The 25,699-nt window shown below is 68.8% G+C and carries 23 protein-coding genes; 7 read left to right on the forward strand and 16 right to left on the reverse strand.

Annotation, left to right across the window (positions count from 1 at the left end; all coding sequences use genetic code 11):
- From ACZ3HV_RS05800 to ACZ3HV_RS05810, 3 genes are all read left to right on the forward strand, one after another.
- A complete protein-coding gene (locus ACZ3HV_RS05800) occupies positions 1–537 on the forward strand; it encodes a GNAT family N-acetyltransferase (RefSeq protein ID WP_465681307.1) in 537 nt (178 codons plus the stop codon).
- Between the two features lie 134 nt (positions 538–671).
- On the forward strand, positions 672–1,562 hold the full coding sequence (locus ACZ3HV_RS05805) for an oxygenase MpaB family protein (RefSeq protein ID WP_465681309.1): 891 nt from the start codon (positions 672–674) through the stop codon (positions 1,560–1,562).
- Positions 1,563–1,582: 20 nt separating this feature from the next.
- A complete protein-coding gene (locus ACZ3HV_RS05810) occupies positions 1,583–2,785 on the forward strand; it encodes an ROK family transcriptional regulator (RefSeq protein ID WP_465681310.1) in 1,203 nt (400 codons plus the stop codon).
- Positions 2,786–2,878: 93 nt separating this feature from the next.
- On the opposite strand, the gene ACZ3HV_RS05815 is transcribed toward ACZ3HV_RS05810, so the two are convergent.
- A complete protein-coding gene (locus ACZ3HV_RS05815; RefSeq protein ID WP_465681312.1) occupies positions 2,879–3,475 on the reverse strand; it encodes a ParA family protein in 597 nt (198 codons plus the stop codon).
- Positions 3,476–3,751: 276 nt separating this feature from the next.
- Here ACZ3HV_RS05815 and ACZ3HV_RS05820 point away from each other — a divergent pair, with 276 nt between their 5' ends.
- A complete protein-coding gene (locus ACZ3HV_RS05820) occupies positions 3,752–4,354 on the forward strand; it encodes an RNA polymerase sigma factor (RefSeq protein WP_465681314.1) in 603 nt (200 codons plus the stop codon).
- Positions 4,355–4,458: 104 nt separating this feature from the next.
- Here the strand turns inward: ACZ3HV_RS05820 and ACZ3HV_RS05825 are convergent, their stop codons facing one another.
- The 5 genes from ACZ3HV_RS05825 to ACZ3HV_RS05845 form a co-directional block, all read right to left on the reverse strand.
- Positions 4,459–5,415: an ABC transporter substrate-binding protein gene (locus ACZ3HV_RS05825; protein ID WP_465681316.1), complete on the reverse strand. Its 957-nt coding sequence runs from the start codon at positions 5,413–5,415 to the stop codon at positions 4,459–4,461.
- A complete protein-coding gene (locus ACZ3HV_RS05830; RefSeq protein ID WP_465681318.1) occupies positions 5,412–7,364 on the reverse strand; it encodes an ABC transporter permease in 1,953 nt (650 codons plus the stop codon). The genes ACZ3HV_RS05825 and ACZ3HV_RS05830 overlap by 4 nt, the downstream gene beginning before the upstream one ends.
- Positions 7,364–8,422, reverse strand: coding sequence for a quaternary amine ABC transporter ATP-binding protein (locus tag ACZ3HV_RS05835; RefSeq protein ID WP_465681320.1), 1,059 nt, complete (start codon positions 8,420–8,422; stop codon positions 7,364–7,366). Before ACZ3HV_RS05835 ends, ACZ3HV_RS05830 begins: the two co-directional genes overlap by 1 nt.
- Before the next feature lie 95 nt (positions 8,423–8,517).
- The gene (locus ACZ3HV_RS05840) at positions 8,518–8,979 is read right to left on the reverse strand and encodes a group II truncated hemoglobin (RefSeq protein ID WP_465681322.1); all 462 of its coding nucleotides are present in this window, start codon (positions 8,977–8,979) and stop codon (positions 8,518–8,520) included.
- 12 nt (positions 8,980–8,991) lie between these two features.
- On the reverse strand, positions 8,992–9,897 hold the full coding sequence (locus ACZ3HV_RS05845) for an aminoglycoside phosphotransferase family protein (RefSeq protein WP_465681703.1): 906 nt from the start codon (positions 9,895–9,897) through the stop codon (positions 8,992–8,994).
- Between the two features lie 37 nt (positions 9,898–9,934).
- On the opposite strand from ACZ3HV_RS05845, the gene ACZ3HV_RS05850 reads away from it, so the two are divergent.
- Positions 9,935–10,648, forward strand: coding sequence for a hypothetical protein (locus ACZ3HV_RS05850; protein ID WP_465681716.1), 714 nt, complete (start codon positions 9,935–9,937; stop codon positions 10,646–10,648).
- Here ACZ3HV_RS05850 and ACZ3HV_RS05855 read toward each other — a convergent pair.
- Both ACZ3HV_RS05855 and ACZ3HV_RS05860 read right to left on the reverse strand, forming a co-directional pair.
- Positions 10,626–11,267, reverse strand: a complete 642-nt coding sequence (locus ACZ3HV_RS05855) for a class I SAM-dependent methyltransferase (protein ID WP_465681324.1) — start codon at positions 11,265–11,267, stop codon at positions 10,626–10,628. The two genes, ACZ3HV_RS05850 and ACZ3HV_RS05855, sit on opposite strands and share 23 nt — an antisense overlap.
- 87 nt (positions 11,268–11,354) lie before the next feature.
- Positions 11,355–12,182 (reverse strand): siderophore-interacting protein, encoded by an 828-nt coding sequence (locus ACZ3HV_RS05860; protein WP_465681326.1) that lies wholly within the window; start codon positions 12,180–12,182, stop codon positions 11,355–11,357.
- A gap of 174 nt (positions 12,183–12,356) precedes the next feature.
- Here ACZ3HV_RS05860 and ACZ3HV_RS05865 point away from each other — a divergent pair, with 174 nt between their 5' ends.
- Positions 12,357–14,957, forward strand: coding sequence for an ATP-binding protein (locus ACZ3HV_RS05865; protein WP_465681328.1), 2,601 nt, complete (start codon positions 12,357–12,359; stop codon positions 14,955–14,957).
- A 5-nt stretch (positions 14,958–14,962) separates the two neighbouring features.
- Here ACZ3HV_RS05865 and ACZ3HV_RS05870 read toward each other — a convergent pair whose 3' ends face one another.
- The 7 genes from ACZ3HV_RS05870 to ACZ3HV_RS05900 form a co-directional block, all read right to left on the reverse strand.
- Positions 14,963–15,403 carry a type II toxin-antitoxin system VapC family toxin gene (locus ACZ3HV_RS05870; protein WP_465681330.1) on the reverse strand — a complete coding sequence of 147 codons (441 nt, stop codon included), beginning with the start codon at positions 15,401–15,403 and terminating at the stop codon, positions 14,963–14,965.
- Positions 15,400–15,675 carry a type II toxin-antitoxin system Phd/YefM family antitoxin gene (locus ACZ3HV_RS05875; RefSeq protein WP_465681332.1) on the reverse strand — a complete coding sequence of 92 codons (276 nt, stop codon included), beginning with the start codon at positions 15,673–15,675 and terminating at the stop codon, positions 15,400–15,402. The genes ACZ3HV_RS05870 and ACZ3HV_RS05875 overlap by 4 nt, the downstream gene beginning before the upstream one ends.
- 103 nt (positions 15,676–15,778) lie before the next feature.
- Positions 15,779–16,903 (reverse strand): endonuclease, encoded by a 1,125-nt coding sequence (locus ACZ3HV_RS05880; protein ID WP_465681335.1) that lies wholly within the window; start codon positions 16,901–16,903, stop codon positions 15,779–15,781.
- A 376-nt stretch (positions 16,904–17,279) separates the two neighbouring features.
- Complete coding sequence (locus ACZ3HV_RS05885; protein WP_465681337.1) at positions 17,280–18,170, reverse strand: ornithine cyclodeaminase family protein; 891 nt, start codon at positions 18,168–18,170, stop codon at positions 17,280–17,282.
- Positions 18,167–19,297 (reverse strand): aminotransferase class I/II-fold pyridoxal phosphate-dependent enzyme, encoded by a 1,131-nt coding sequence (locus ACZ3HV_RS05890; RefSeq protein WP_465681339.1) that lies wholly within the window; start codon positions 19,295–19,297, stop codon positions 18,167–18,169. Before ACZ3HV_RS05890 ends, ACZ3HV_RS05885 begins: the two co-directional genes overlap by 4 nt.
- On the reverse strand, positions 19,281–19,904 hold the full coding sequence (locus tag ACZ3HV_RS05895; RefSeq protein ID WP_465681341.1) for a helix-turn-helix transcriptional regulator: 624 nt from the start codon (positions 19,902–19,904) through the stop codon (positions 19,281–19,283). The genes ACZ3HV_RS05890 and ACZ3HV_RS05895 overlap by 17 nt, the downstream gene beginning before the upstream one ends.
- Positions 19,905–19,937: 33 nt before the next feature.
- Complete coding sequence (locus ACZ3HV_RS05900; RefSeq protein WP_465681343.1) at positions 19,938–20,720, reverse strand: PrsW family intramembrane metalloprotease; 783 nt, start codon at positions 20,718–20,720, stop codon at positions 19,938–19,940.
- Between the two features lie 235 nt (positions 20,721–20,955).
- On the opposite strand from ACZ3HV_RS05900, the gene ACZ3HV_RS05905 reads away from it, so the two are divergent.
- Entirely contained in the window at positions 20,956–24,594 is a 3,639-nt protein-coding gene (locus tag ACZ3HV_RS05905; RefSeq protein ID WP_465681345.1) for a S8 family serine peptidase, read from the forward strand.
- Between the two features lie 47 nt (positions 24,595–24,641).
- Here ACZ3HV_RS05905 and ACZ3HV_RS05910 read toward each other — a convergent pair whose 3' ends face one another.
- Positions 24,642–25,622, reverse strand: a complete 981-nt coding sequence (locus ACZ3HV_RS05910) for a helix-turn-helix domain-containing protein (protein ID WP_465681347.1) — start codon at positions 25,620–25,622, stop codon at positions 24,642–24,644.
- Between the last annotated feature and the right edge of the window lie 77 nt (positions 25,623–25,699).

Genomic DNA, 25,699 nt, shown 5'->3' on the forward strand with positions numbered 1-25,699 from the left:
ATGGAGCCCCTGCCCGGCCACCTGACCACCGTGCGCGAATTCCGGACCTCCGACCTCGATGACTACCTGTCCATCGCCGGCGACGACCGAGTGACCGCCTGGATGGCGTTCGACAGCTACGACCGCGCGAAGGCGGCCGAGGTCCTGGCCGGCATCATCGAGCGGTCCGCACGCGCGGATCGCCCCGATCACATGCTCGCCGTCACCCGCCAGGGCGACGATCACGTGATCGGCTTCGCCCGGATCGCGCCGAGCGGTCCATGGGCGGCCAAGCTCGGCTACGCGATCCACGCCGACCACTGGGGCCGCGGCTACGCCACTGATGCCGCCCGAGTGATGCTGCGCTTCGCGTTCACCACGCAGGGACGGCACCGCGTCACCGCCGCCATCGGCCCGGAGAACGAGGCGTCGATCGCGGTCGTCAAGCGCCTCGGCTTCAGCTACGAAGGCCACCTCCGCGACCACGTCTTCACCAACGGCCAGTGGCGCGACTCCCTCCTCTACTCCCTCCTGGAACACGAGTACGTACAGGGCTAGAGGCACACTGGGGATATGGCTGTGTTGATGCCACGCCTCCGGCGCGGCGGGTCATGGGGCCCTAGCTCCCGGCCTTCCCTCGTCGCTCCGGTCGCTGCGCTCCCTTCTCTCCTCAGTCCAGGCCGGGAGGCCCCATGACCGGCACCCTTACTGGACCACTGGATCTGCTGCGGGACGGGCTCGCGCGGATGATCATGACGAAGGTGGCGGGTCCGGATCCGCGCGCTGAACGCAACCGGGTGCACAACACCCCCGGTCCGCGCTGGTTCGCCCCGGACCGCCCGATCCGCCGGGTACACGGCGACGCGTCGATGTTCGCCGGTGGACTGCGGGCCCTGCTGCTCCAGTCACTGCATCCGCTGGCCATGGCCGCGGTGTCGGCACACTCCGGGTACCGCGGCGATCCGTGGGGGCGGTTGCGTCGGACCAGCTACTTCCTGGCCATCACGACGTACGGCGCGATCCCGGACGCCGAGGAGGCGATCACGCGGGTGCAAGGGGTGCACCAGCGAGTCCGGGGGACCAGTCCGGACGGGGTGAAGTACCGAGCGTCCGACCCACACCTGCTCAAGTGGGTGCACCTCGCCGAGGTGGACAGCTTCCTGGCCGCACACCAGAGGTACGGAGCCAACCCGCTCAACGCCGCAGAGCAGGACCTGTACGTCGAGGACGCCGCACTCGTGGCTCGCAAGCTCGGTGTGGTCGATCCGCCGACCACAGTGGCCGAGCTGCGCCAGATGCTGACCGAGTACCAACCGGAGCTGCGTGGGACGACCGAAGCGCGCCAGGCTGCCCGCTTCATGCTCGTGCACCCGCCGGTTCCCTGGGCCGCCCGCCCGGCGTACGCCGTACTCACGGCTGCCGCCGTCGGACTGCTGCCGTGGTGGACCCGGTGGCCGCTGCGGCTGCCCTACCTCCCGTTGGCCGAGCGGACTGTCGTCCGAGCGGCCGGTGACGGCCTGACCAGAACGATCCGGTGGGCGCTGACGTCTCCAACACTGGGAGAAATCGCCCCGGAGGCGTGACTCGCCGGTAGGTTGTTCTCGTGCCGCTCCGTCCGCATCGTCCGCTCCCCCTGGCCACGCCGGCGGGAGTCGAGGTGCTGACCAGGATTCTGACCCAGGGCCCGATCCCGCGGGTGGAGATCGCGCGCCGGACCGGCCTCTCCCAGGCGGCCGTGACCAAGGCGGTCGCACCGCTGATCGAGACCGGGTTCGTCACCGACCAGCCGGCTGTCCCGGCCGAGGTGGACAACCAGCTCGGCATCGGACGCCCCGTCAGCCCGCTGACCGTCGTATCGAGCAGTGTGTCGGTGATCGGGGTGAAGGTGACTCCGACCGACCTGATCGGGGTGACCACGGACTTCACCGCCGGGATCCTGACCGTCCGGCACGAGAAGCTCGACGACACCGCGCCCGAGGTGGTGATCGACCGGTTGGCCGAGTTGGTGAAGGCGCTGATCGGCTCGCTGAAGTCCGGTGAGGCGATGGCCGGACCGCTGATCGGGATCGGCGTCGCGGTCTCCGGTGATGTCGACGCCGCGCATGGCGTCGTACGCGACTCGCCGCTGATGGGCTGGCGTGGCGTTCCGGTGGCGGAGTTGCTCGGTCAGCGGCTCAAGGTTCCGATCGTCGTCACGAACGACGTACGCGCGCTGACCGTTGCCGAGCACTGGTTCGGCGTCGGGGTGAACGCGGACTCGTTCGCGGTCGTGACGATCGGCTCCGGGATCGGCTGCGGCCTCTACATCAACGGTGAAGTCGTGTCCGGCGCGTACGGCGTCTCCGGCGAGCTCGGCCACCTCCCGCTGGCACCGGGCGACCTCGTCTGTACCTGCGGCCGGCGCGGGTGCGTGGAAACTGTTGCCTCGTCGGACGCGATTCTCACTCGGACCCGGGAGACGACGGGGCGGGCGGACCTGGATCTGGCCGGTGCGATCAAGCTCGCCCACGAGGGCGACGAGCACGCGCGGGAGGCGTTCGACCGGGCCGGCGAGGTGATCGGGTCCGCGCTGGCCGCGATGGTGAACCTGGTCGGGCCGGAGCTCGTCGTGATCGCGGGCGAGGGCGTGGCGGAGTACGACCTGTACGAGGAGCGGATGCGGCAGGCGTTCGCGGACCACGCGTTCGGCGCCGCCGGGGACTGCCGGCTGATGCTGCGCTCACACACCTTCGACAACTGGGCCCGCGGAGCTGCCGCGACCGTGATCCGCTCGTACGTCCGCGGTGAACCACCGCTGCAACGCTAGACAGGTGCTCGGCGGCGTGCCGCGATGAGCTCGGCGGCGTGCTGGAGGTTGGGCCCGTGAGCGAGTTCGCGTGCCCAACCTCAGCGCGGGCGGTCAACTGCGGGCGGCAGCGAGGATCTTGCGCCAGACCTTCTTGTACGACTCCAGTCCGTCTCCGGCCAGCGGACCGGTCGGTCCGGCGGTGATGGAGACCCGCTCCGGGATCGTTCCCCAGACCGGGACGCCCTCCTCGGCGTACTGCTGCATCGCCTCCTGATAACTGCGGGTGTAGGTCCGGGCCGAGCAGATCACCAGGCCGGCCGGGATACCGTCCGGCACCAGGTCGAGCACGGCTTTCACCCGTGGCGTCTCCACCCCGCCCACCCGGGTCGGGATGATCACGATCCGGGCCCGCTCGAGCGCCTTGGTCAGCAGGCGCTCGTGGGACGGGGGCATGTCGACGATGCCGATGCCCTCCGGCGGCACCTTGTCCAGTGCCTTGCTCAGGAGGCGCTCGGTCGGCGCCTCGGCGATCTCGATCCTGGCCAGGTTCTGGTCGTCGGACGCATCGATCCAGTCGGCAGCGCTGCCTTGTGGATCCGCATCGACCAGTGTGGCTGTACGACGGTTGGAAGATGCCAGCGCGGCCAAGTACACCGACGTGGTTGTCTTCCCGACCCCGCCCTTCAGTGCAGCTGTCACGATGATCATGAGAGTGAACTTACCCGGTTTTGTCCGAAATCCGGCGTGTCGTCGGCGTTGCTCGTTCACATCGTGATAGTTGCCCCCGGCCCATGAGAACAAGCTCAAGGGAGCTTCAGCCCAGAATCCTTCCGGCAGGCTCCGGACTCTTACCCCTGTACGGACCCACACCGGGACAGAATCTGGAGATCATCATGACCGTTGCCCTCGCCATCGCCATCGCCGCCGGAGTGGTAATGCTGTGTACCTGCAGCGTCGTCGTACTGCGCAAACGAGGCCGCGCGCGTGGCTGACTCGACCTGGCCCGACGACCAGCTGATCGTTGCCGCACAGCGCGGCGACGTGGACGCGCTCACCGCGCTGGTGTCCGGCTCGCATCCGACCGTACGGCGATTCGCTCGATCCCTGTGCGCCACTCCCGAGGACGCCGAGGACGCGGCGCAGGAGGCGTTGATCATCCTGTACCGCAAGATCGGGATGCTCCGGGCAACCGGGGCGCTCACGTCGTGGATGTTCCGCATCGTCCGGAACGAGTGCCTGCGCCGCGCCCGTCTGATGCTGCGGGACCACCCGGCGACGCGGGAAGCCGCCACGTTGTCGGCCGAGGACGAGGTGCTGCAACGCTTGGAAGCGGCCGAGGTGGCGAGTGTGATCGCCGCTCTGCCCACCGACCAGCGGTGTGTGCTGATCATGCGCGACGTCCAGGGTTACAGCGGGCCCATGGTCGCCCGCGCGCTGGGGCTCAGCACCGCCGCGATGAAGTCACGGCTGCACCGCGCCCGCAAGACGGTCCGGGATGCACAAGTAGCCGATCCACCAAGCCGAGCGAAGCGGACCACGAGTCAGACACGATGGACTAAGGAGGTTTTCTCCCCGATTCGGGGGTAAAAACCTCCTTGGTCCGGGACCTGACGGCCGGCGTGACGGCGATCGTCTCACCGGCATGCGCCGGGCCGGGGTGGTTGATCGCGAGCAGTTGCGCGTGGGAAGAACTACTTGCCGAGCCAGGTGTTGACCTTTGACTGGTTGTCGTTGACCCACTTCTCCGCGGCGGCGTCGGGGGTCAGTTTGTCGACGGCGATCATGCGGGCTACCGCGTTCTGGTCTTCGTTGGTCCACTGGAAGTTCTTGACCAGGTCGTACGCCGGGCTGCCGGAGTCGGCGAACTTCTTCGAGACGATCTTGTCCAGGTCGTACGGCGGGTAGTCGCAGGCGACCTTGGCCGGGTCGGTGTCGCAGCCGGCCTTGTACGCCGGGAGGTTCACCTTGACCAGCTTGATCTCGTTGAAGAACCACTGCGGCTCGTAGAAGTACGCGAGCAGCGGCTTCTTGTTCTTCTCCGCGTCCCGGAACGCCTGGATCAGCGCGGTCTCGCTTCCGCTCTGCACGACCTTGTAGTTCAGCGCCAGGTTCTTCACCAGCGCCTCGTCGTTCGTCACGTACGACGGGTCGCCGTCAAGCAACTGGCCCTTGCCGCCGGACTCCGACGTCTTGAACAGAGCGGCGTACTTGTTCAGGTTCTTCCAGTCGGTGATGTCCGGGTACTGCTGCGCCATCCACGGCGGCACGTACCAGCCGATCACGCCTTTGACCCCGGTGGACCCGGCCTCGACCGCGACCTTGTCGGTCTCGATGTACTTCTTCTTCAGGTCCTCGTGACCCCAGTTCTCCAGGTTCACGTCGACCTCGCCGGTGGAGAAGCCCTGCCAGGCGATCTCCTCCTTGAGGTTCTTCTTCACCACCTTGCAGCCGAGGTCCTTGGTCGCCACGTACGCGACCACGGCCGCGTTCGCCTCGTACCCGACCCACGGGCTGACGGTCAGGTTGAAGGTGCCGCACTCCTTGCCGCCCGCGGCCGGCTGCTTGTCCTCGCCGACCTTCGCCCCACCGCACCCGGACAAGGCGAGCGCCACCGCCGTCAGGACACCGGCGTACCGGAGCTTCTTCACCGCTTGTCTCCTCTACCTTGGAAATTCTGGGTACGGCGTGCCGCCGCCTGCGTGATGCGGTCGAGCAGAACGCCCAGCAGGACGATCGCGAGACCGGCCGCCAGACCCTTGCCGTACAACTCACTCTGCGCGAAGCCCGCCGCCACGTCGTACCCGAGCGCACCGGCGCCGACCAGGCCGCCGACGACGACCATCGCGAGTACGTAGATCAGGCCCTGGTTGACCGCGAGGGTAATGGCCCGGCGGGCCACCGGCAGCTGTACCTTGCTGATCACCTGCCAGCCGCTCGAGCCGACCGAGTTGGCCGCCTCGACAGTCGCGACCGGCACCGCCTTGATGCCGTCGGCAACGATCTTGGTGGTGACCGGGACGGCGTACACGACGGCCGCCGCGATCGCGGTGAACCGGCTGGTGCCGAACAACGCCAGGAACGGCACCAGGTACACGAACGGCGGCATCGTCTGCCCGGCGTCCAGCACCGGCCGGATCCAGGTGTCGACGCGCCGGGTGCGCCCGGCCCATACTCCGAGCGCAAGACCGACGGCGACGACCACGACCGTGGCGAGCAGGGTCGAGGCCAGCGTGATCATGCTGTCGTGCCAGACCCCCGTCGCGACCAGCAACCCCGAGCACACCACCGCCGGGACGGCCGCCCGCCAGCTCCCGAGTACGGCGGCCAACGCGACGACGACCGTGGTCACGAGCCACCAGGGTGACCCGGTCAGCAAAGCTTCCAGCGGGTTGAGCAGCCCATTGGTGACCGCGTCGCGAACGCCGTACGTGAAACCGCCGAAGACGTCCTGCACCCAGTTCGTCACGTCGGTCGCGATCACCGCGATCCGCGAGCCGATGTTCGCCCCGGTGGGGAACTCGGCCGCCCACACGTAGGTCCGGGAGAACCAGATCGCCACCAGCACCCCGGCCGCGCCCACGCCGAGCAGGATCCGCCGCCGGACGTTCGCCGTACGCCAGGGCCGGTCGCCGGCCGCGGTGGTCACCCGGTCGAGCACGATCGCGAGCACCACGATCGCCAGGCCCGCGTTGAACGCGACGCCGACGTCGAGCGTCTGCAGCGCCTTCAGCACGGTCTGGCCGAGGCCGGGGGCGTCGATCAGCGCGGCCACGGTCACCATCGACAGCGCGGCCATGATCGTCTGGTTGATGCCCACGACAACGGTCGAGCGCGACATCGGCAGCAGGACCTTCGTCAAGGTCTGGCCGCTGGTGGACCCGAGCGACCGGGACGCCTCGACACTCTCCGGCGGCACCGACCGGATCGCGTGTGCGGTCAATCGGACAGCCGGTGGTGCCGCGTAGATCACCGTCGCGATCGTGGCGGCCGCCGGGCCGATCGCGAAGAACAGGGTCAGCGGCGCGAGGTACACGAACGTCGGCAGCGTCTGCATCAGGTCGAGGACGAGCGTCGCGACCCGGAACGCGCGGTTCGACAGCCCGGCCCAGATCCCGAGCGGGATCGCGACCAGCAACGACAGCAGCACGGCCGCGATCGTCAGCGCGAGCGTGTCCATGCTCTCCTGCCACAACCCCTGCAGCCCGACGAACCCGAGCCCGGCCGCGGTCAGCACCGCGACCTTCCAGTTGCCGAACGCCCAGGCCAGGTACGCCGACACCGCGACGACCCCGAGCCAGCCGATCACCGGGACCGGCCGGTCGTACGACGGCTGGGAGATCAGGTTCTGTAACAGGACGACGACGTGGTCGACGGCCACCCGGATCGCATCGAACAGCGCGTTGCCCTGGCCGACGTCGTCACGGTGCTCGGTCAGCCAGCGGTGGAACGCGGTCGTCTCCTGACCGCCGAGGGTCAACGTGTCGATACCGCGCAGAACGAAGTACGCGGCGACCCAGACGACGAGCAGGACTCCGACGACCACACTGCGGCGGGGCCGTCGGACCTCGATCTCGACCGACCCGGTGATCGAGGCCATCAGTTCGTGTCCGCGACGACGGCGAGGATCTCCTCGTCGCCGATGACCCCGAGCAGGGTGCCGTTGGCGACCACCTTGACCGGGCGGTCCGCCTCGAGCACGAGCCGGGTCGCTTCCCGGACCAGCACGTCCGGCCCGAGCTCGGGTCCGTCCAACGGCTCGTCGGGCTTCGGGTCGCGAGCGATCCAGCGCAGGGTGAGTACGTCGGCCCGCTGCACGTCCCGTACGAACTCGCGGACGTAGTCATCGGCGGGCGCCCCGACGAGCTCGTCGCCAGTGCCGAGCTGGACGGCGGCGCCGTCGCGCATCAGCAGGATCCGGTCGCCCAGCTTGAGCGCCTCGGACAGGTCGTGAGTGATGAACACCATCGTCTTGCCGACCTCACGGTGCAACCGGACGACCTCGGTCTGCATCTCGCGGCGGATCAACGGGTCGAGCGCGGAGAACGGCTCGTCGAACAGCAGTACGTCGGGGTCGCTCGCGAGCGCCCGCGCCAGGCCGACCCGCTGCTGCATACCGCCGGAGAGCTGCTCGGGATAGAAGTGCTCGTTGCCGGCCAGGCCGACCAGGTCGATGACCTCCTGCGCCCGGCGGCGGCGGTCCGGCTTGCTCTCGCCGCGGATCTCCAGGCCGTACGAGACGTTGTCGATCACCTTGCGGTGCGGCAGCAGCCCGAAGTGCTGGAACACCATCGAGAACTTGCTCCGCCGCAGCGCCCGCAGCCGCTTCTCGTCGGCCGCCCGCAGGTCCTCGCCCTCGAAGAACAGGCTGCCGGCGGTCGGCTCGATCAAACGCGTGAGGCAGCGGACCAGCGTCGACTTGCCCGAACCGGACAGCCCCATCACCACGAACACTTCGCCCGGCGCGACGTCGAAGCTGAGGTCGCGGACGGCCGCCGTACATCCGGTCTTGGAATAGAGGGCGGCGCGGTCCAGCGCGGCGAGGTCGGGCCGGTGCGGGACGCGCTGGGCCTTCGGGCCGAACACCTTCCAGAGGCCCTGGATGGACAGCAGTGCGTCGTCGTCCTGCACCCCGGGATACTCGAGCTGAGCGGTCACAGGTTCACCCTCGCATCCCCGCCACGCGGTTTCGTCGTGAACCGCGACTGTATCCAACCCCCAGTTCCCCGGCGCTGTCGCGGGTGTCTGTTCCGTCAGCTAGGACGGTACGGCGGTGCTTCTCCCCAACCCCAGTGCGGAACGGGAGCCTTCGGTGGTGGGGTTGCACCGGGCTGGGAGTTGGCCAGCGCGATCCGGGTGCCCCACTCGATGTAGGCGACGAACGCCGAGCGGAACTCGGGATCGTCGGGCAGTCCGGCCGGATCCGCACTGGCGGCGATCAGGGCTGCCCAGCGGGACCGCTGCTCCTCGGTCAGCGTGAGGCCGAGGTGGTGCGACAGCATCGCCGGGTAGCCGCCGAACTCGTCGGTGTACCGGCTGTGGCCGCGAAAGACCTCGCCCAGCCAGATCGCCACGTGCTCGCGATGCTGGTCACTCATGTGTGCGAACACCGGCGCGAGCACCGGATCGTCGAGCACCTTGTCGTAGAACACCTCGGTCAGCCGTCGCAGCGCCTCATGCCCGCCGGCCCACTCGTACAGCGTCGGAGTAGTCACGTAATCATGTAATCACGTGAAGAGGGCATGAGCGACCGCCACCAACTCGGCGTCCATCCGGGTCTCCCCACCCTCGACGTCCCAGAGCACGTTCTGCAGGATCCGCGCCGCCGTCCACCCGATCGCACGGTCGCGCTCGATCCCGGTGACCTCGAGCATCAGGTCGAACCGATCCCGGATCGCTCGATCGAGATCGCCGGTCGCGACGAGGTCGTCCCAGCGGTTCCATAACACCGGGAAGACGTCGAAGCCGGGGTCGCCGGCCAACGGCTTGGGATCAATGACGAGCCAGGGCTGCCGCTGTGCCGCCATCACGTTGCCGTAGTGCAGATCCCAGTGCAACAGGCGGTCGCCGGCGTGCGGCAGCATCTCCGCCACCCGCGCGCTGAGGCGCTGCGTCAGGGCTCGCTCGTCGGAATCGGCCAGCGACGGGATCAGCCCAGGTGCGTCCTCGACCATCTGCCCGGCGATATCAGCGAGCCGGCGAATGCCGGGCGGCGCCGGCACAGCGTTCAACCGGGTGAGCAGCTCAGCCAGGGTCCGGGTCGCCTCGACATGATCGGGTACGTCGTTCAGCGTGCGCGGCTCGAGTCGTTCGAGCAGGAGCGTCGACGTCGACGGGTCGTCCTCCAGCACCCCGACCACGTCATCACGGCTCCACGTCCGCAGAGCCAGCGCCTCGTCCTCGCTCTCGTCGTTGACCGGCTGAAGCTTCAGCATCGCCTCGGCGCCATCACGCCGTACGACGGGAAGGATCAGCGAGGCGGCTCCGTTGAGCGGCTGTCCGGCGACCGTGAGGTCCCATCGGTCGAGGTAGTGCGCCGCTGTGGCGGGCCGGGCGCGCAACCACTCGCCGTCCCGCTCGGAGTGACTCTTGATCAGCTGCGCCGGAACCACCAACTCGATCACCCTCGGCAGAGTAGGTGGTTCGGCCGCGATGTGCTTGGGTTTTCCCGTGAGCGAGGTGGAGCGCAGGCACCGGCGAGTGCAGCGCGTGGTGGCGGTCATTTATCTGGGGATCCCGTTGGTGCTGCTCGGGGTCGTCGCGTGGATCAGCACGGCCGGACCGGCCGCGGCCTGGATCGGCTGCGTCGTACCGGCCGCGATGCTCGTCGCCGGCTGGGTGCTCCGGCGGCGGCACCGCTATCAGCCGCGCTGGTGGACCGGTGTGGCCGGACTGTTTGGCGGAATCGCCGGTCTGGTCGTCACACTCTTCCCACTGGTGACCGGAGTCTGGTGGCCCGCGATCCTCGCGCTTCCAGGGCTCATCGTCGGTGTGGTCGCCGGTCTGGCACTGGCCCGGTACGCCGATCGCGTGTTGCTGGTGCCCGTCGTACCTGAGCTCGCGGAGACGCCGTACGAGCTGGTCTTCCGGCTCCGTGGGCTGCCGTTGGCCGCCGTACTGGTCGGGGCGGACTCGGTGACCATCCAGTCGCACCCGGTGCCGCGCTCGGCGGAGCAGTTCCGCACGTATCCGCTGACCGAGGTGACCGGGACCTTCGAGTTCGCGCTGTCGGGGGCCGAACGGCTCAAGTTCCCGATCGCGGTGAACGCGGTGGCCACGCCCGGCCCGGCCGTCATCCTGCAGGCCTCGGGTGAGGACTGGGTGCTGCCGACCAATCAGTCCGAGACGCTGATCGACGTACTCACCCGCCGAAAGCCCCACTGACACCGCGGCCGTCGGTCCAGCGCATCGCCAGCGCGAACCCGAGGTCCGTGTACTGCGCACCTGGGAAGACGCTGTCGTAGATCTCGCGGAACTGCGCCCGGGACAGGTAACGATCGCTCGCCAGGTGGTCGAGCCACGGCTTGCTGTGCCAGAACCGGAACTCGAACCACGCGTCCCGCAGCCCCAACCGGGCCGCCTGCCGCGGGAACCCCAGCCAGGCGCCGAGCAGATACACCAACCGTGGCGGTGTCGGGTAGCGGTCGCAGACGTTGTCGACCACAGCCACCGTCCCACCCGGACGAACCAGGGCCTTGAGGTGCTCGAGTCCGGCCCGGTAGTCCGGCAGGTGGTGCATCATCGTGTGGCTGTAGACGAGGTCGAACCCGTCGTCATCCACCGCGAACACATCCGCCGCCCGATACTCCACATTCGCCTTCGGCCGCTTCCGCCGGGCGAGCTCGATCATCGGCTCACTCAGGTCGACCCCGAGCACCTCGTCGTACCGCCCAGCCAGCCGCTCCGTCGCATGCCCCGCCCCACACCCAGCATCCAGCGCCCGCTCCCCCCGCAACCCAAGCCCCAACACCCACCCCACGTTCTGCCCCGGCTGCAAACTCACAAACCGGTCATACGCACCCGCAAACCGATCAAACGAAGCAGGATCATCCATGCTTCGTACGATGCCGCCCGGACCAGGCTGGTTCGTTCAGGAGGCCGAGGCTTCGCGTTGTTTGGTTTCGGCCTTTTCCGCTTGCCAGCCGTCTTCGTTCTTGCCTAGGCGCCAGTAGCCCGAGAGGGAGACGCGGTCTCGGGGGAGGGCTCGGTCGGTGAAGAGGTTTTTGCGGATGCGGAAGACGAAGCCGGCTTCGCCGTGGACGAAGATCTGGGCGTCTCCGGGTGGGAAGGTGAGGGCCTCGACCGCGGCGACCAGGGCGTCGCCGCGGTCGGCGTCGGTGGTGGCGCGGTGGAACCAGGTCACGTCGACGTCACCCGGACCGCTGAGCTTCTGCTCCTCGGTCTCGTCTTCCACCTCGAGCAGGACGGTCGCCCGCGCACCCGGCGGCAACTGCTCGACCGCGGCACCAATCGCCGGCAGGGCGCTCTCGTCACCGACCAGGAGGTGCCAGTCGGCCGCCTCGTCAGGCGCGTACGCACCACCCGGACCGTTGAACCACAGCACGTCGCCGGGCTGAGCCGCGGCGGCCCACGGCCCGGCCACACCCTCGTCGCCGTGGTGCACGAAGTCGATGGTGAGTTCCTTGCTGTCCTCGTCCCAGTTCCGCACCGTGTACGTCCGCATGGTCGGCCAGTGCTCGGCCGGGTACGTCTCGCGGACCACGCCCATGTCCAGGGGCTCCGGGTACTCCACGCCGGGCTTGCAGAACAGCAGTTTCACGTAGTGGTCGGTGAAGCCGTTGTCGACGAAGTCGTCGGAGGTGAGCACGACCCGGATCATGTGCGGAGTGATCCGCTCGGTCCGGCGTACGACGCCGCGCTTGCAGACGCGGTTACGGCGGGGTGCGGGGCTGGTCACGCGACCACAGTCCTCTCGGCGGAAGTTAGGGCTACCTAAGTCAGGCTAACCCACTTCCGCAACTCAGCGGCCGCGGACGCTGGTTCGGGTCATTCAGCTGACGGGGGCCGATTGTTAACCGGCACGCCATGTACAGCCTGTGTCGGCGACCGCTACGGTCCGCACGCTGGTCCAATGGGCCAGGTCTTCGGTACGCCGCGGCGCCCGGCGCACACCGTCACGCGGACGGACCGGCTCGGACGACCGATCTCGCTCGGCGACGTACTGCCGGAGAGTAAAGCGATCCTGTTCACCGGGCCGCCCGGGATGGGCAAGAGCCGGGAGCTCGACCAGGCCCAGGAACTTGCCGCCCGCAACGGTTGGACCGCGATCCGGGTCGAGGCCTCGGCGCGGGATCCGCTGGAGAACCGGTTCACCCGCGCGATCAAGGCGGACCTCGACAAGCTGCGCTCGCGGTTCGGGCACCGGCGGGTGCGCAAGCTGCGCAAGACGGTCCGCGACCTGACCCAGCGCGCCCGCAACACCCAGCACGGCGCCGAGGTGCGGGTCGGTGCTGCGCCGGTGCAGTTCATCGCCAAGCGGCAGTGGGACGTCACGCCGCAGGACGACATCGGCACCACGCTGAACGACTTCGGCGACCAACTCGGAGAGCTTGCCGCGAGCAAGGATCAGCCGGTCCTGCTGCTGGTCGACAACGTCGACGCCGCGTCCCCGCGGGACCTGGCCGGCCTGAACGAGCTCGCCGTACACCTGGAACAGAAGGGCCGCCCGGTGTGGCTGGTCGCGGCCGGCGGCGCGATGGCCACCAGCCGGCTGATGGCCGCGTCCGACCGGATGTCCGGCATCGCGACCACGGTCACCAACCAGTTCGACATCCGCGAAGTCAGACCGCTGTCGGACAACGAGCTCCGGCCGTTCCTGACCAAGCCGCTCGATGCGCGGATCGGTTACCAGCACGCGGCGATCGACAACCTCCTCCGAGCCGCCAACGGTGACCCGAGCAGGCTCCGCACTCTGGCCGAGACGGCGCTCGCGTACGCCGACCGGGACGCCGGCATCACCATCGCCGCGGCAGCAGCGGCGGCGTCGCAGGTCGGCAAAGAATCCGTGGTGCTCTACCAGGGCCGCTGGAACCAATGCAAGGACGCGCAGAAGGACCTGCTCGCCAAGGTCGCTGCCCAAGGCCCGAACGGGTTGTCGATGCCGGCGGAGACCCAGGCCGCCGGTGCCGGCTGGCGCGAGGTCGACAAGGCGCGCCAGCTCCTCGTCGCGCGCGGTCTGCTCCGCGAACACGACGGCGAGCGCGTCACCATTGCCGAGGCCGGGTTCCAGGACTGGGTCAACGACTACCTCGAGCAAACGCCGGCACCGGCCGGCCCGATCCAGGCCACCCAGGCCATCGCGCAGCACGGCGCCGGGATCGCACCGGCGCATCCGACCGGCGATCGGGCCCTCGTCAGCAAGGTGTTCGGTACGGCGCGCACCCCGGTCCACCCGGTCGACCGGGTGGATCAGAACGCCCAGCCGATCTCTCTCGACAAGCGGCTGCCGACGAGGACGTCCGTACTGTTCACCGGGCCGCCGGGGATGGGGACCAGCCACGAGCTGGACCGGGCGCAGGCGCTGGCCGACCGGCAGGGCTGGACGGCGATCCGGCTGGATGCGTCACCGCGAGAGCCGTTGGAGAACCGCGTCGTACGCGCGGTCAGCCAGAACATGGACGGGTTTCGCCGACGGTTCGGGTCGGGCGAAGCGCGGAAGCTGAAGAAGGCCTTGGGTGAGTTGGCCGTTCGGACCCGGAACGCGCAGCACGGTGCGGAGGTCCGCGTCGGTGTCCCGGGCGGGTTTCAGGTTGTCGGCAAGCGGCAGTGGGACGCGGCGCCTCGGGACACTGTCGGGAGCACGCTCAACGAGCTCGCCGATCATCTTGGAGAACTGGCCGCCAAGAAAGGCGAGCCGATCATGCTGATGGTCGACAACCTCGATGTCGCCTCGGACCGGGACCTGGTCGCCCTGACCGAACTGTCCGCGCACCTGGAGCGGCGGGGTCAACCGGTGTTCCTGGTCGGGGCCGGTGGTGAGCTGGCGACCGCACGTCTGCTGGGGGCGTCTGGCGGGCAGGCCGGGATCGAGACCAAGGTCGCGCACCGCTTCGACGTACGGGAGGTCGCGCCGCTGACCGAGGCGCAGCTGCGTCCCGCGCTTGCTGAACCGCTGCGCCAGGCCGGCATCCCGTACGAGGCGCAGGCTGTGGACAGTCTGGTCAAGGCTGCCAACGGGAACCCCAGCCGGCTTCGTGCGCTCGCGGGTTCGGCCCTCGAGTTGGCGGATCCGCAAGCCGGGATCACCGCCGGGGTGGCGAAGGCCGCGACGGCTCAGCTGAATTCCCGCTCACGGGCCCTGTACGAGGCCGCCTGGCACAACTGCTCCGACGCGGAGAAAGAGCTGCTGGCGAAGGCCGCCGTACGCGGTCCGAATGGGTTGTCGATGCCCGCCGAATCCGGACCGTCGGCCCCCGGCCGCTGGGACCTCGACAGCGCCGGCCAAGGCCTGATCTCCCGCGGCCTCCTCCGCAGATCCGGCCACCACGTCACAGTCGCCGACCCCGGCCTCCAAGACTGGGTCCAAACCCGCCTCGGCCAATCCGCCGCCCAATCCGGCGTAGCCCACCCCACCACACCCCAAGCCCAACTCACCCCAACAGGCGAACGCCCAGACGGCCACCACGCCCTCACCCGAGACCACGGCGGCCGCACCATCAACGCCAACCGCTGACCGACCTACCGCACGAACTCCGGATCATTCACATCCGCAACGTAGAACCCTAGATTCTCGCCAGCCTTCAGCTGCTGACGATCTCCTGACGCGAAGATCAGATCCCGTTCGTTGAACTGCTCAGCCGTGGCGCAGTGCAGTGCGTCGTAACCCCGGAGCGCTTCCGACGAGGTGAGCACCGCGGCTCGGCGAATCAGCCGCTCAGTCGGCTCGGCGGCGTACAACTCGCTCCAGAGTCGGTCGACCACCCTCAGCGCTTGGGTCTCCTGCTTGGCAGTGATCCGGTTGCACCTCGCCGCCTGCGCGAGGGCGGCCGCCGCCTCCACATACAGCAGTTGACTGGACATCACATCGTCCGCGTCCTCCCACAGCCGACGACAGGCGGAGGACGACGGCTCGTCGATCACCAGCGGGACGAAGGCCGACGTGTCGAAGTAGCAGATCACCGTCGCTGCTCGCCGATCAGATCGCTGACGATTCCCTCGGTTTTGATCGGCGGCGGCGCCGGGCGCTTATGCCGGAGCGGCGGCCGGACGTGGCCCTCCGCCACCAACTGCTGCAGTCTGGTGGGTCCCTCGACCGGGATGATTCGGGCGATTGGCTTGCCGTGGTCGGTGACGGTGATGGTGTGTCCTTCCCGCACCTGCGCGAGATGACGGCTGAGACCGTCTCGAAGCTCCCGGATCCCGATGTCCATCAGCAGTCCTCCTGTGGCCACTTTTCCTCCCTCAATACTAGCCACAATCTGTGTCTCCTCTCACTGTGGAGGCACAGGCAGCCGGCGCGAAGGGCAGATGGTGGGGCAGGGCGGGGCAGATGGGTTAGGGCCAGATGGAGGTGATCCATTCGGGGTGGTCTATGAAGGGGTTTCGGTTGTGTTGGTAGGTGGTGTAGATGACTTCGTTGCGGCGTTTCTCGAAGGTGTCGGGTGGGTCGGCGGCGGCCCAGGCTTTGAGGACTGAGAGTTTGCCGATGTAGGGGGCGCTGCCGTTGTTGACCGAGTTGTTGACCTCGAGGTTGGCGAAGCCGTCGCCGCCTTCGTAGCGGACGGCCATGTAGAAGATCATCCGGGCGATGTCACCGCGGACGGCCGCGCGCGGGGCGAACGAGTCGGAGTCCGCGGTGCAGCCGGAGCACTGCGAGACCGCCGTACCGCCATTGTCGAAGTCGAGGTTGCCGCGGGCCGCGTTGACCGACACGTCCTCGGGACGCAGGTGGTGGACGTCGGTGCCCGGTCCGGTCGCCGTACCGAAGTCGCCGTGGGACTTGGCCCAGACATGCTCGCGGTTCCAGTCGTCGGCGGCGCTGCCGTTGCTGCTCTTGCTGATCGAGCGGCCGGAGTAGATCTCGATGACGTTATTGGTGTTGGCCGGGTCCTGGTCGGTGTCCTTGAGCGCGGTCCAGACCTGGTCGTAGGTCAGTTTGGTCTGGCTGGAGATGATCGTGTGCAGCGCGGCCTTCAGCGCGGCACCGGTCTTGCCCTCCGCGCCGGCGTAGTAGTCACCCGGATCCGGTCCTGGATCTGACGAACCGCCGCCACTGAACGCGGTCGCGTCCTTCAAGCCGGGATGCGAGAAGTACGCCGCCAGTGTGCCGGTCACGGTGATCTGCTGACCGACCAGTCCGGGGTTGCTCTGCAGTCCGTACGACGCTCGAAACGCGGCCGGGATCTGTACGTACAGCATCGACGACGTACTGGTCTGGCTCGCGGAATCGGCCAGGGCGAGCGCGTAGTCGTTCGGGAAGTTGCTGCGGACAACGGTCGTGGTGGCGGTCGGCTGACCGACCACGTAGCCCGTGACCGAGGCACTCGATCCGTCCTGCCGGCCGATCGCCGTACTGACGGTGATGGGCGTGGCGGCGGTCGACGGCGTGATGCCGAAGCCGAGCAGCGCGAGTACGGCGGTGACGATCAAAGCCGGGCGGAACCAGCGGGATGCAAGCACGGCGACTCCCAGGGGCGGGTGGGGACCGGACGCCCGTCAGTCTGCCCGCCGGACCGGGCCACTGAACATCTCAATCGTGCGAACACGGGATGAAGGTTGAACCGGTGGGGCGGTGAGCGCGTGAGTGGCGCTCACCGCCCCACCTGGGTGCACGGGCCCCCATCAGGCCGCGACGAACCGCCGCGGGCTGCTTGCCCATACACCAGTGAGGCGCTACTGGCGGGCAGCACCTCACCGAACAGGGGGAGGGCACACAGGACCCTCCAGCGGTGGCGTGGTGCGGACGCCGTTTACGGACCGTACTCAGTCCAGCACGCGTTGTCCATGGCTCAGCACAGCCGTCTCACCCTACTGACGGGAAACTGAGCCGTCAGGGCTACTGATTCAGGACTGCTGCCGAGACCGCCGCGTCCAGGGCACCAATTCCGGTCAGGTCGGCGACCGATCGGCGCGTGCGGTCCACGCCGTCCCGCAGTACGGCGCCAACCGCGAGGTCCACGTCGTCGGCCACGACCCCGGCCCGGACGGCGTTGCCGAAGTCACCGTGGTCGAGGCACTGCGCGTGGTCGTCGGTGGCAACCAAAGCGCCCTCGAACACGGAGACCGGCAACTCACCCTTGCCCGGCATGTCGGTGCCGATCCCGGTGACGTGGATCGCGGACCGGAACAGCTCAACCGGCAACGGCTCACGGGCGGCGGTTGTCGCAATCACACACGCAGCACCACCGGCGGCGTACGGCTGGGCATCCAAGCCAGCTGCCACGAACGCGGCACATAACTTGTCCACAGCCTCGGGACGGCGCCCCCACACGTGCACGCGTCGCAGCGGTCGCAACTCCCGCAACCACTGCACCTGCATCAGAGCCTGTTCGCCGGTCCCGAGTACGGCGACCTCGTCGACGTCGGCCGGCGTCATCGCGTCGGTGATCAGCGCGCCGGCCGCCGCCGTACGCCAGGCCGTCAGCTGACCCTCGTCCGCGAGCACCGCGGCGGGGGCACCCGTGGTCGCGTCGACGACGAGCATCAGCCCGTTGTTGACCGAGGCAAATGTGCTCGCGATCTTCACCGCGAAGTACGGCGACCCGTCGACGTACCCGGCCTTCACGTGACAGTCGCCGGAGTGCTCCGGAAAGTCGAGCACCATCGGCGCGGGGACCGACGTACGGCCCTCGGCGTGGGCGATCAACGCGTCCCGCACCGCGGCGAACACCACGGCAGGCGTGGCGATCCGGGCAATCTCGTCGAGGCCGATTACCGGCAGAGTCATCCGCGCTTCTCCAACCAGGTAGCCCAGACATCGAGGGCCTCAGAGGGATCCCGACGGCCGAGGCCGACGCGGAAGCGATCGGTCGGTGTCTCGGTCAACGTGGAGCTGTAGATGCTCGACGGCAACAGCAGTACGCCGGCCTCCTCGACGAGCTCGGTGCACATCGTCTCGACACCGTCGGCACCGAGGTACCGCGGATAACAGACGCAGCCGCCATCCGGCGCCGCGAACTCGAAAAGCTCGGGATACCGCGCGAAGAAGTCTGCGAAGAACGGCAGGTTCGCCGCAACGATCGACCGGTTCCGCTCGAGCAGCAGGTCGCGCGCCCGCAGGGCGATCAGCGCAAGCACCTCGCTCGGCGCGGAGTTGCAGATCGTCGTGTAATGCTTTGCGCGTTCGAGCTTGTCCAGCACGGCCCGGTCCCGGCAGGCGATCCAGCCGATCCGCAGGCCGGGCAGTCCGTACGCCTTGGACATCACGTTGAGGGAGAGCGCCGTACCGGACAGGTCTGTTGCTTGGGGCAACGATGGCACCTCGAGCTCGAGGCCGCGGTACACCTCGTCGCTGAACAGCGTGATCCCTCGCTCGTCGCACAGTTGGACCAACCGGTGCCAGCTGTCGAGCGACGGGACCGCGCCGGTCGGGTTGTTCGGGAAGTTGACCGACACCATCCGAGTGTTCGGCCGGAGCGCACGCTCGACCGCGTCGACGTCCAGCGCCCAGTCGTCCTCGGGCCGCAGCGCGACGCCGGTCACCTCGCAGACGGACAGCGGGATCGTCTCGGCCGCCTGGTAGTTCGGCGTCAGTACGACGATGTGGTCCGTCGGCTCGAGCAGGGTCCGCATCGCCAGGTAGATCGCCTCTTCAGCACCTGCGAAGCACAGGATGTCCTCAGCCTGTGCCTCCGAGTAGGTCGCGGCGATCTCCTCGCGCAACGCCGGTAGACCGCGCGTCTCGGTGTAGCCGAGGGCGAGCGACTCCCACCGCTCGCGACCGTCGTCGTCGGCCAAGGCGAGCAGCTCGGACATCGGCAACGTCTGCGCGTCGGAGGCGGTCAGGTGGTAGCGGGCACTGAACTCCCACTGCGCGAAGTACGTCTCCAACCGGAAGTCAGGCAGGGTCGGCATTCGGCTCCTTCCGGGTCTGAGCGAGGAGTTGGTAGAGCGCGGACCGGGAGACCCGCAGTGCGCGGGCGACGGCCGGCACGGATCGCCGTTGACTGAGCACGCCCGCCGCGTCGAGCCGGCCGAGCAACTCCAACCGGTCCGTCTTGCTCAGGCGTTCAACCGCGACGCCACGCTCGCGGACATACTCGGCGACGATCTCGTTGAGCGTCTCGGACCAGTCGTGCTCGAACAGCACTCGCGGCTGCCCGGCGACCGGCGCGGCGAACGCGGCCAGCAACCGGCTCGCCTCCTCGAACGCGGTCCGGTCGACGTTCACGCACAGCACGTACGCCGGTGCGCCGTCGTCGTCCCGGATCACGGCGGTGACGCTGGACAGCCGCCGACCGTCGGACAGCGTCTTGGGATACGGGCCGTACACGTCGTCGCCCGTGGCGGTCAGCTCCTCGAGCTCGCCGAGGAGCGAGGGATCGCCAGGCTCGCGTCCGGACAACGGGTTCCAGATCGCGGCGATCTCGTCGGTGGCCGGATCGTGCAGCACGACCTCGGCGTGCGGCGACAGCAACCGCGCGAGCGCCTCGCCGATCGGCGCGAGCTGGTCAGGTTTCACGTGTGGACAGTAAGTCCATCCTGGACACTTTGTCTAGGCAGGGACCAAGGTGTCCGCGCGCTGGGCCTGCTTGAGGCCGAAGAGCAGGAGGCCGATGGAGATCGCGCCGACGATGAGGTACGTGATCCAGCCGCCGATGCCGTCCCACGTGGTGTGCAGGGCCACGGCCAGCGCGTACATGGCGACGAAGAAGGCGAAGTGTTTGCCGGTCGGCTCTGTCACGAACCGCCACAGACCCCAGCAGGCGAGCCCGGTCCAGGCCGCGTGCCCGGCCGGTGACAGCAGGCCGCGGATGAACAGCGTCTGCTCGGCGTCCCCGACGCTCCCGCCGGACTGCAGCAGCGCGACGAACGCGTAACCCATGGTCTCGAGGACGGCGAACCCGGTGCCGACCGCGACCCCGATGACGATGCCGCGGCCGATCGAGGTCCGGTACCGGGTCCCGAAGAACACCACCAGGATCACCGGCACGATCAGCTTGGCGGCCTCCTCGATCAGCCCGACCCCGACCATCGGCAGGGTGCCCAGTCGCCGCATCGCCTTGTACTCGAGCAGACCCGCGACGGCCACGCCGACCACGCCACCGAACAGCAGGCAGCCACCGAGGGTCGGGCCGTCGATCAGCCAGCGCCCGGACCGGCCGTCCGCGAACGTGACGAACGTCAGCGGTACGACCATCGCGCCGAGCAGGATCAGGGTCGGGAACAGGTTCGGGTTCCCGGTGTCGGTGAGGACGGCGAGCACGGCCAGATACAACCCCGCCCCGATCACGAACGTCCCGACCCACGCCCACCGGCGGATCAGTTGCTGTGTCATGGGGCCCTCCCGGCCTGGACTGAGGAGTGTAGGGAGCGAAGCGACCGGAACGACGAGGGAAGGCCGGGAGCCAAGGGCCGCATGACCCGCCGAGCCGGAGGCGAGGCCATCAGTATGGCGTGGTTGCGCCATGTCGCAAGGAAGGCAGTGATGGACAGGGCGGATCCCTGTGACCTGATTGCAAACTCTGTCGGAAGAAGAGGTGTGCCTGCCCCAAACCTCTCGAAGGAGAACTATGTCCCCCCAACGGACCACCGCCGCCACCCTCGCGGCGATGCTCGCCCTGGGCGCGGCGTCGGTAACACCCGCCGCCGCCTCCCCACCACGGGCCGGGAACACCGGCCCGACGACCGCGACAGTCACCCTGATCACCGGAGACGTCGTCGAGGTGACCGACGCCGGCGCCGGCAAGAAGGCGGCCACCGTCCGCCCGGCCGCGGGCCGCGAAGGCGTCTCGTTCCACACCATCGAGGCCGACGGCGGACTCCGCGTCCTGCCGAGTGACGCCGTACCGTACGTCTCCACCGGCGTACTCGACGTGGACCTGTTCGACGTCGATGAGCTGATCGCCGACGGGTACGGCGACTCCGCCGCCCGGCAACTCCCGCTGATCGTCAAGGACAGCGCCGGCCTCCGCGGCTCTCAAGCCCTGCCCGGTACGTCGACCACCCGGGACCTCCCGTCGATCGGCGGCCGAGCCGTGGACGCGGCCAAGGACCAGCTGCCTGAACTGTGGAAGTCGCTCAAGCCGGCCCCCGGCGCGCGGGTGCTGAACAGCGGCGTGACCAAGATCTGGCTCGACGGCAAGGTCCGTCCGGTGCTCGACAAGAGCGTCCCGCAGATCGGTGCACCCGACGCGTGGAAGGCCGGCTACGAGGGCTCCGGCGTCGAGGTCGCCGTACTGGACACCGGCGTCGACGCGACGCACCCGGACCTGGTCGGCAAGGTCAAGGAGACCCAGGACTTCTCCGGCAGCGCGAGCGGCGCGGAGGACCACTTCGGCCACGGTACGCACGTCGCCGCGACGATCGCGGGCACCGGAGCCGGCGCCGGCGGGACCCGGAAGGGCGTCGCACCGAAGGCGGACCTGCTCGTCGGCAAGGTGCTCGGCGACGACGGGTACGGCTACGACTCCTGGATCATCGCCGGGATGGAGTGGGCCGCCGCCGAGGGCGCGAAGGTCGTCAACATGAGCCTCGGCGGCGGGGCCACCGACGGCACCGACCCGCTCAGCCAGGCGGTCAACGACATCACCGCGCAGACCGGCACGCTATTCGTCGTCGCGGCCGGCAACGAGGGCCAGGACGAGACGGTCGGTACGCCGGGCGCCGCCGCGTCCGCGTTGACCGTCGGAGCCGTGGACCGCAACGACGCCCTGGCCGAGTTCTCCAGCCGTGGACCGCGGCTCGGCGACGCCGGTCTCAAGCCGGAGATCACCGCGCCGGGGGTCGACATCATCGCCGCCCGGGCGAAGGACACAGCCATGGGCCAGCCTGTGGACAACCTCTACACGGCCGCCTCCGGTACGTCGATGGCCACGCCGCACGTGGCCGGAGCCGCGGCGCTGCTCGCACAGCAGCACCCGGACTGGAAGGCCGACCAGCTGAAGAACGCGCTGGTCAGCACCGCCAAGACCCAGCCGAACCAGACCGTCTATGCCCAGGGCGCCGGCCGGGTGGACCTGACCAGGGCGGTCGCGCAGAAGGTCACCGCCAGCGGCGTCGCGGACTTCGGCCTGCAGACCGGTGACGCGGGCACCCGGACCATCACCTACCGCAACGACTCCGGCAGTCCGGTCACTCTGAGCCTGTCCGTCCAGATGACCAACCTGGACGACAACAAGCCGGAGACCGACGGCTTGAGCATCCCGGCGACCGTCACGGTCCCGGCCAACGGCAGCGCGGACGTCCCGCTGTCCCTGGACCCGGCCAAGCTCGGTCGTGGTCAGTACAGCGGCTGGATCGTTGCCACCGGCCCCGATGGGGTCGTCACCCACACCGCGGTCGGCGCCCTCCGGTCCGGCCCGAAGCACAAGGTGACGCTGCGCGCCGTCGGCCTGGACGGACAGCCGACCGGAGTCCCGGTCATCTCGCTGTACGGCGACAACTCGCGGTCCGACGTCCTGGCGTGGATCGGGGACGGCGAGACGTACACCGCCGAGATCGAGGAGGGCACGTACCTGCTGCACTCCCTGGTGGAGAACTACGACCCGCAGGACGAGCAGGTCAGCCTGTTCACCGACCCGAACATCGTGGTCACCAAGGACACCGAGATCGTCATCGACGCACGCAAGGCGGTGCCGATCACCATCCAGACGCCCAAGCCGTCGGAGCAGCAGGCAATCCTGAGCTACTACGTGCACCGCGAGTACGGGAACGGCCGGTCGATCAGCCACGGCGTGATGCACTTCAGCACGGTCAAGCAGGTGAACGTGACGCCGACCAAGCCGGTCAAGGACGGCAGCTTCGAGTTCTCGTCCCGCTGGCAGCTCGTCGCACCGCTGGTCCTGGCGTCGGTGTCCGGGGTGACCGGGCCGCTCGATATCAACCTGCTGCACCAGTCGCCGTCGTACGAAGGCAAGAAGCGGTTCCCGCTCGTGTACGCGGACTCCTCGCTGAAGGGCGTGACGGGTGCGCTGGCGGTGCTGGACTCCAGCGAGGACGGCTGGGGGAACGGCAGCGAGCACGACCAGATCGTGGCGGCCGCCAACGCGGGTGCCGCGGCGGTGATCCTGGTCCGGCCGGCGGACTGGTCGGCGTGGACCGTCTGGCGCCCGATCGGGGACCGGGAGCCGATCCCGGCGATGGTCACCACGTCCAACGACGGTCGCAAGCTCATCGACCGTGCCAAGCAGGGCCGGGCCACCATCGACCTGACCCTGACCACCTCCAGCCCGTACCTGTACGACGTACAGCAGGTCTCGACCGGGGCCATCCCGAGCAAGATCACCTACAAGGTGACACCGGCGAACAGTGCGCGGATCACCACCCGGTACGCCGACAACGGCGGCTTCAACTGGGCCAAGGAGCAGCGGTTCGGGTGGCGTCCGTGGCAGCAGTACTCGTGGAACGACTCCCAGCGGTTCGTGGAGACGCCGAAGGTGCGGGAGGAGTGGGTGACCTCGGGTGACTCGCTCTGGCAGCACCGGGTGAGCCACCTGTGGACCTGGGACGACATGAACCCGCTGGCCGGTGGGATGACCGCACTGCCGCAGAGCTACCGCAACGGCACGTCGGACGAGACGTGGTTCGGTCCGGTCGTACGGCCCGCGGCGGCACCTGGTGTGGTGTCGACTCGGACCGGTGACCGGTTGTCGCTGCGGATCCCATCGTTCGTGGACGCGGACGGCCACTACACGGTCGGTGAGGCCACGTCCGCATCCGCAGTACTCTCGCGGAACGGTCAGGTGGTGGCCGAACTGCCGGACGCGTGGGAGGACGTGATCACGTCCAGCGAGGACGCGGCGTACAAGCTCGATCTGAAGACCGCCCGGCTCGACAGCGAAGGCGAGTGGAACTGGGGAACCCGGACCGAGACCTCATGGGAGTTCCGGTCGGCTAAGCAGGCGGAAGACAAGGCGACCCCGCTGTCCCTGCAGCAGGTCGGCTATACGGTTCCGACCGACCTCACCGGTCGGGTCGGCGCTCGCACCCACGTCGTGGGCTTCGAGTCACCGGGAGCGCGGACCCTGCAGGCGTGGGCGTCCTTCGACGAGGGCAAGACCTGGCGGAAGCTCTCCGTGGTCGGTGTGCACGGCCACTACGGCGCCGTGGTCGCGAACGCGCACGACACCGTATCGCTGAAGGTGCAGGCGACCGGCACCAACGGTGCGAAGATCACGCAGACGGTGATCCGCGCGTACGGAGTCAAGTAGTCCAGTGACGAGAGCCCGCACCCTTCGGCCGGGGGTGCGGGCTCTTGTCAGATCCAGCTGCGTTTGGCGGCTTGGAAGGCCAGACCGGTACGAGTGTCCACACCGGCCAGCGCCATCATCCGGTCGAGGCGGCGCTGGACGGTACGGCGGCTGATGCCCAGCTGGGACGCGATCGACTTGTCGGGGACGCCGGCCACCAGCAAGGACAGCAGGAAGCGCTCGGAGTCGTCCAAGCCCTCGGTCGCCTGCTGACCGTCGGTCTGCAGCTTCACCGGGGTCGCCTGCTCCCAATGGCTCTCGAAGAGCGCGAGCAGCGCGTCCAGCAGTTGGCCGCGGCTGATCACGGCGGCCGTCGGCTCGCCGATACCCAGTTCGTTGTCGCGAACGAGTGGGCAGACCGCGGTGGCACGATCGACGATCGCGAGCCGGACCGGCAGCGTCGGCAGCGAGCGGGCCTCCTCACCCCAGCTGATGCCCTCGGCGATGGTGTCGAGCTCGCCGGGGCTCTCGAGCAGGGCGCGCTCGTAGATGGCGCGATAGCGGACGCCGCGGGACAGAGCGCCGTACTCCTCGGTGTTGTCGGAGCCCTGCATCGCCAGCGGGTTGGCCCGGCAGAACCAGAGGATCTCCTCGCGCGCGGCCTCCTGCAGGTCGCGCAGGCGCTCGCGGAGCGCGGCCGCCCCGACGATCACCTCGACCAGGTGGTGCGCGTCCCGACGGCTCGCGCTGGCGCGGAACTCCTCGCTCAACGCCGCCACGGTCTTCCGGTCGGCTTCGAGCGACTCCTGCCGGCGCAACAGCGACGTACCGAGGGCGACGTCCGGCGGGAGCGCGCGGAACACCGGCTCGTCGGCCTGCTGGACGGTCACCAGGCCCTTGGCCTGCAGGCGCTGGAGCACCTCGTCCGCCTCGTGCTGCGTCAGCTCGGCGACCTCGGCCAGCTCCGTGGACCGCGCCGCCGACAGGCCGACCAGCAGCCGGTAGGCCTGCTCCTCGCGGGCATCAAGTAACGCGCCGTCCTGCATCATCCGTACCTCCCGGGCACCACCTAAGCAGGGTTTCCAACGATGGCACGAGCCCTTTCTCATTGGCACACCGAGGACAC

It is taken from the genome of Kribbella sp. NPDC020701 (assembly GCF_055562215.1).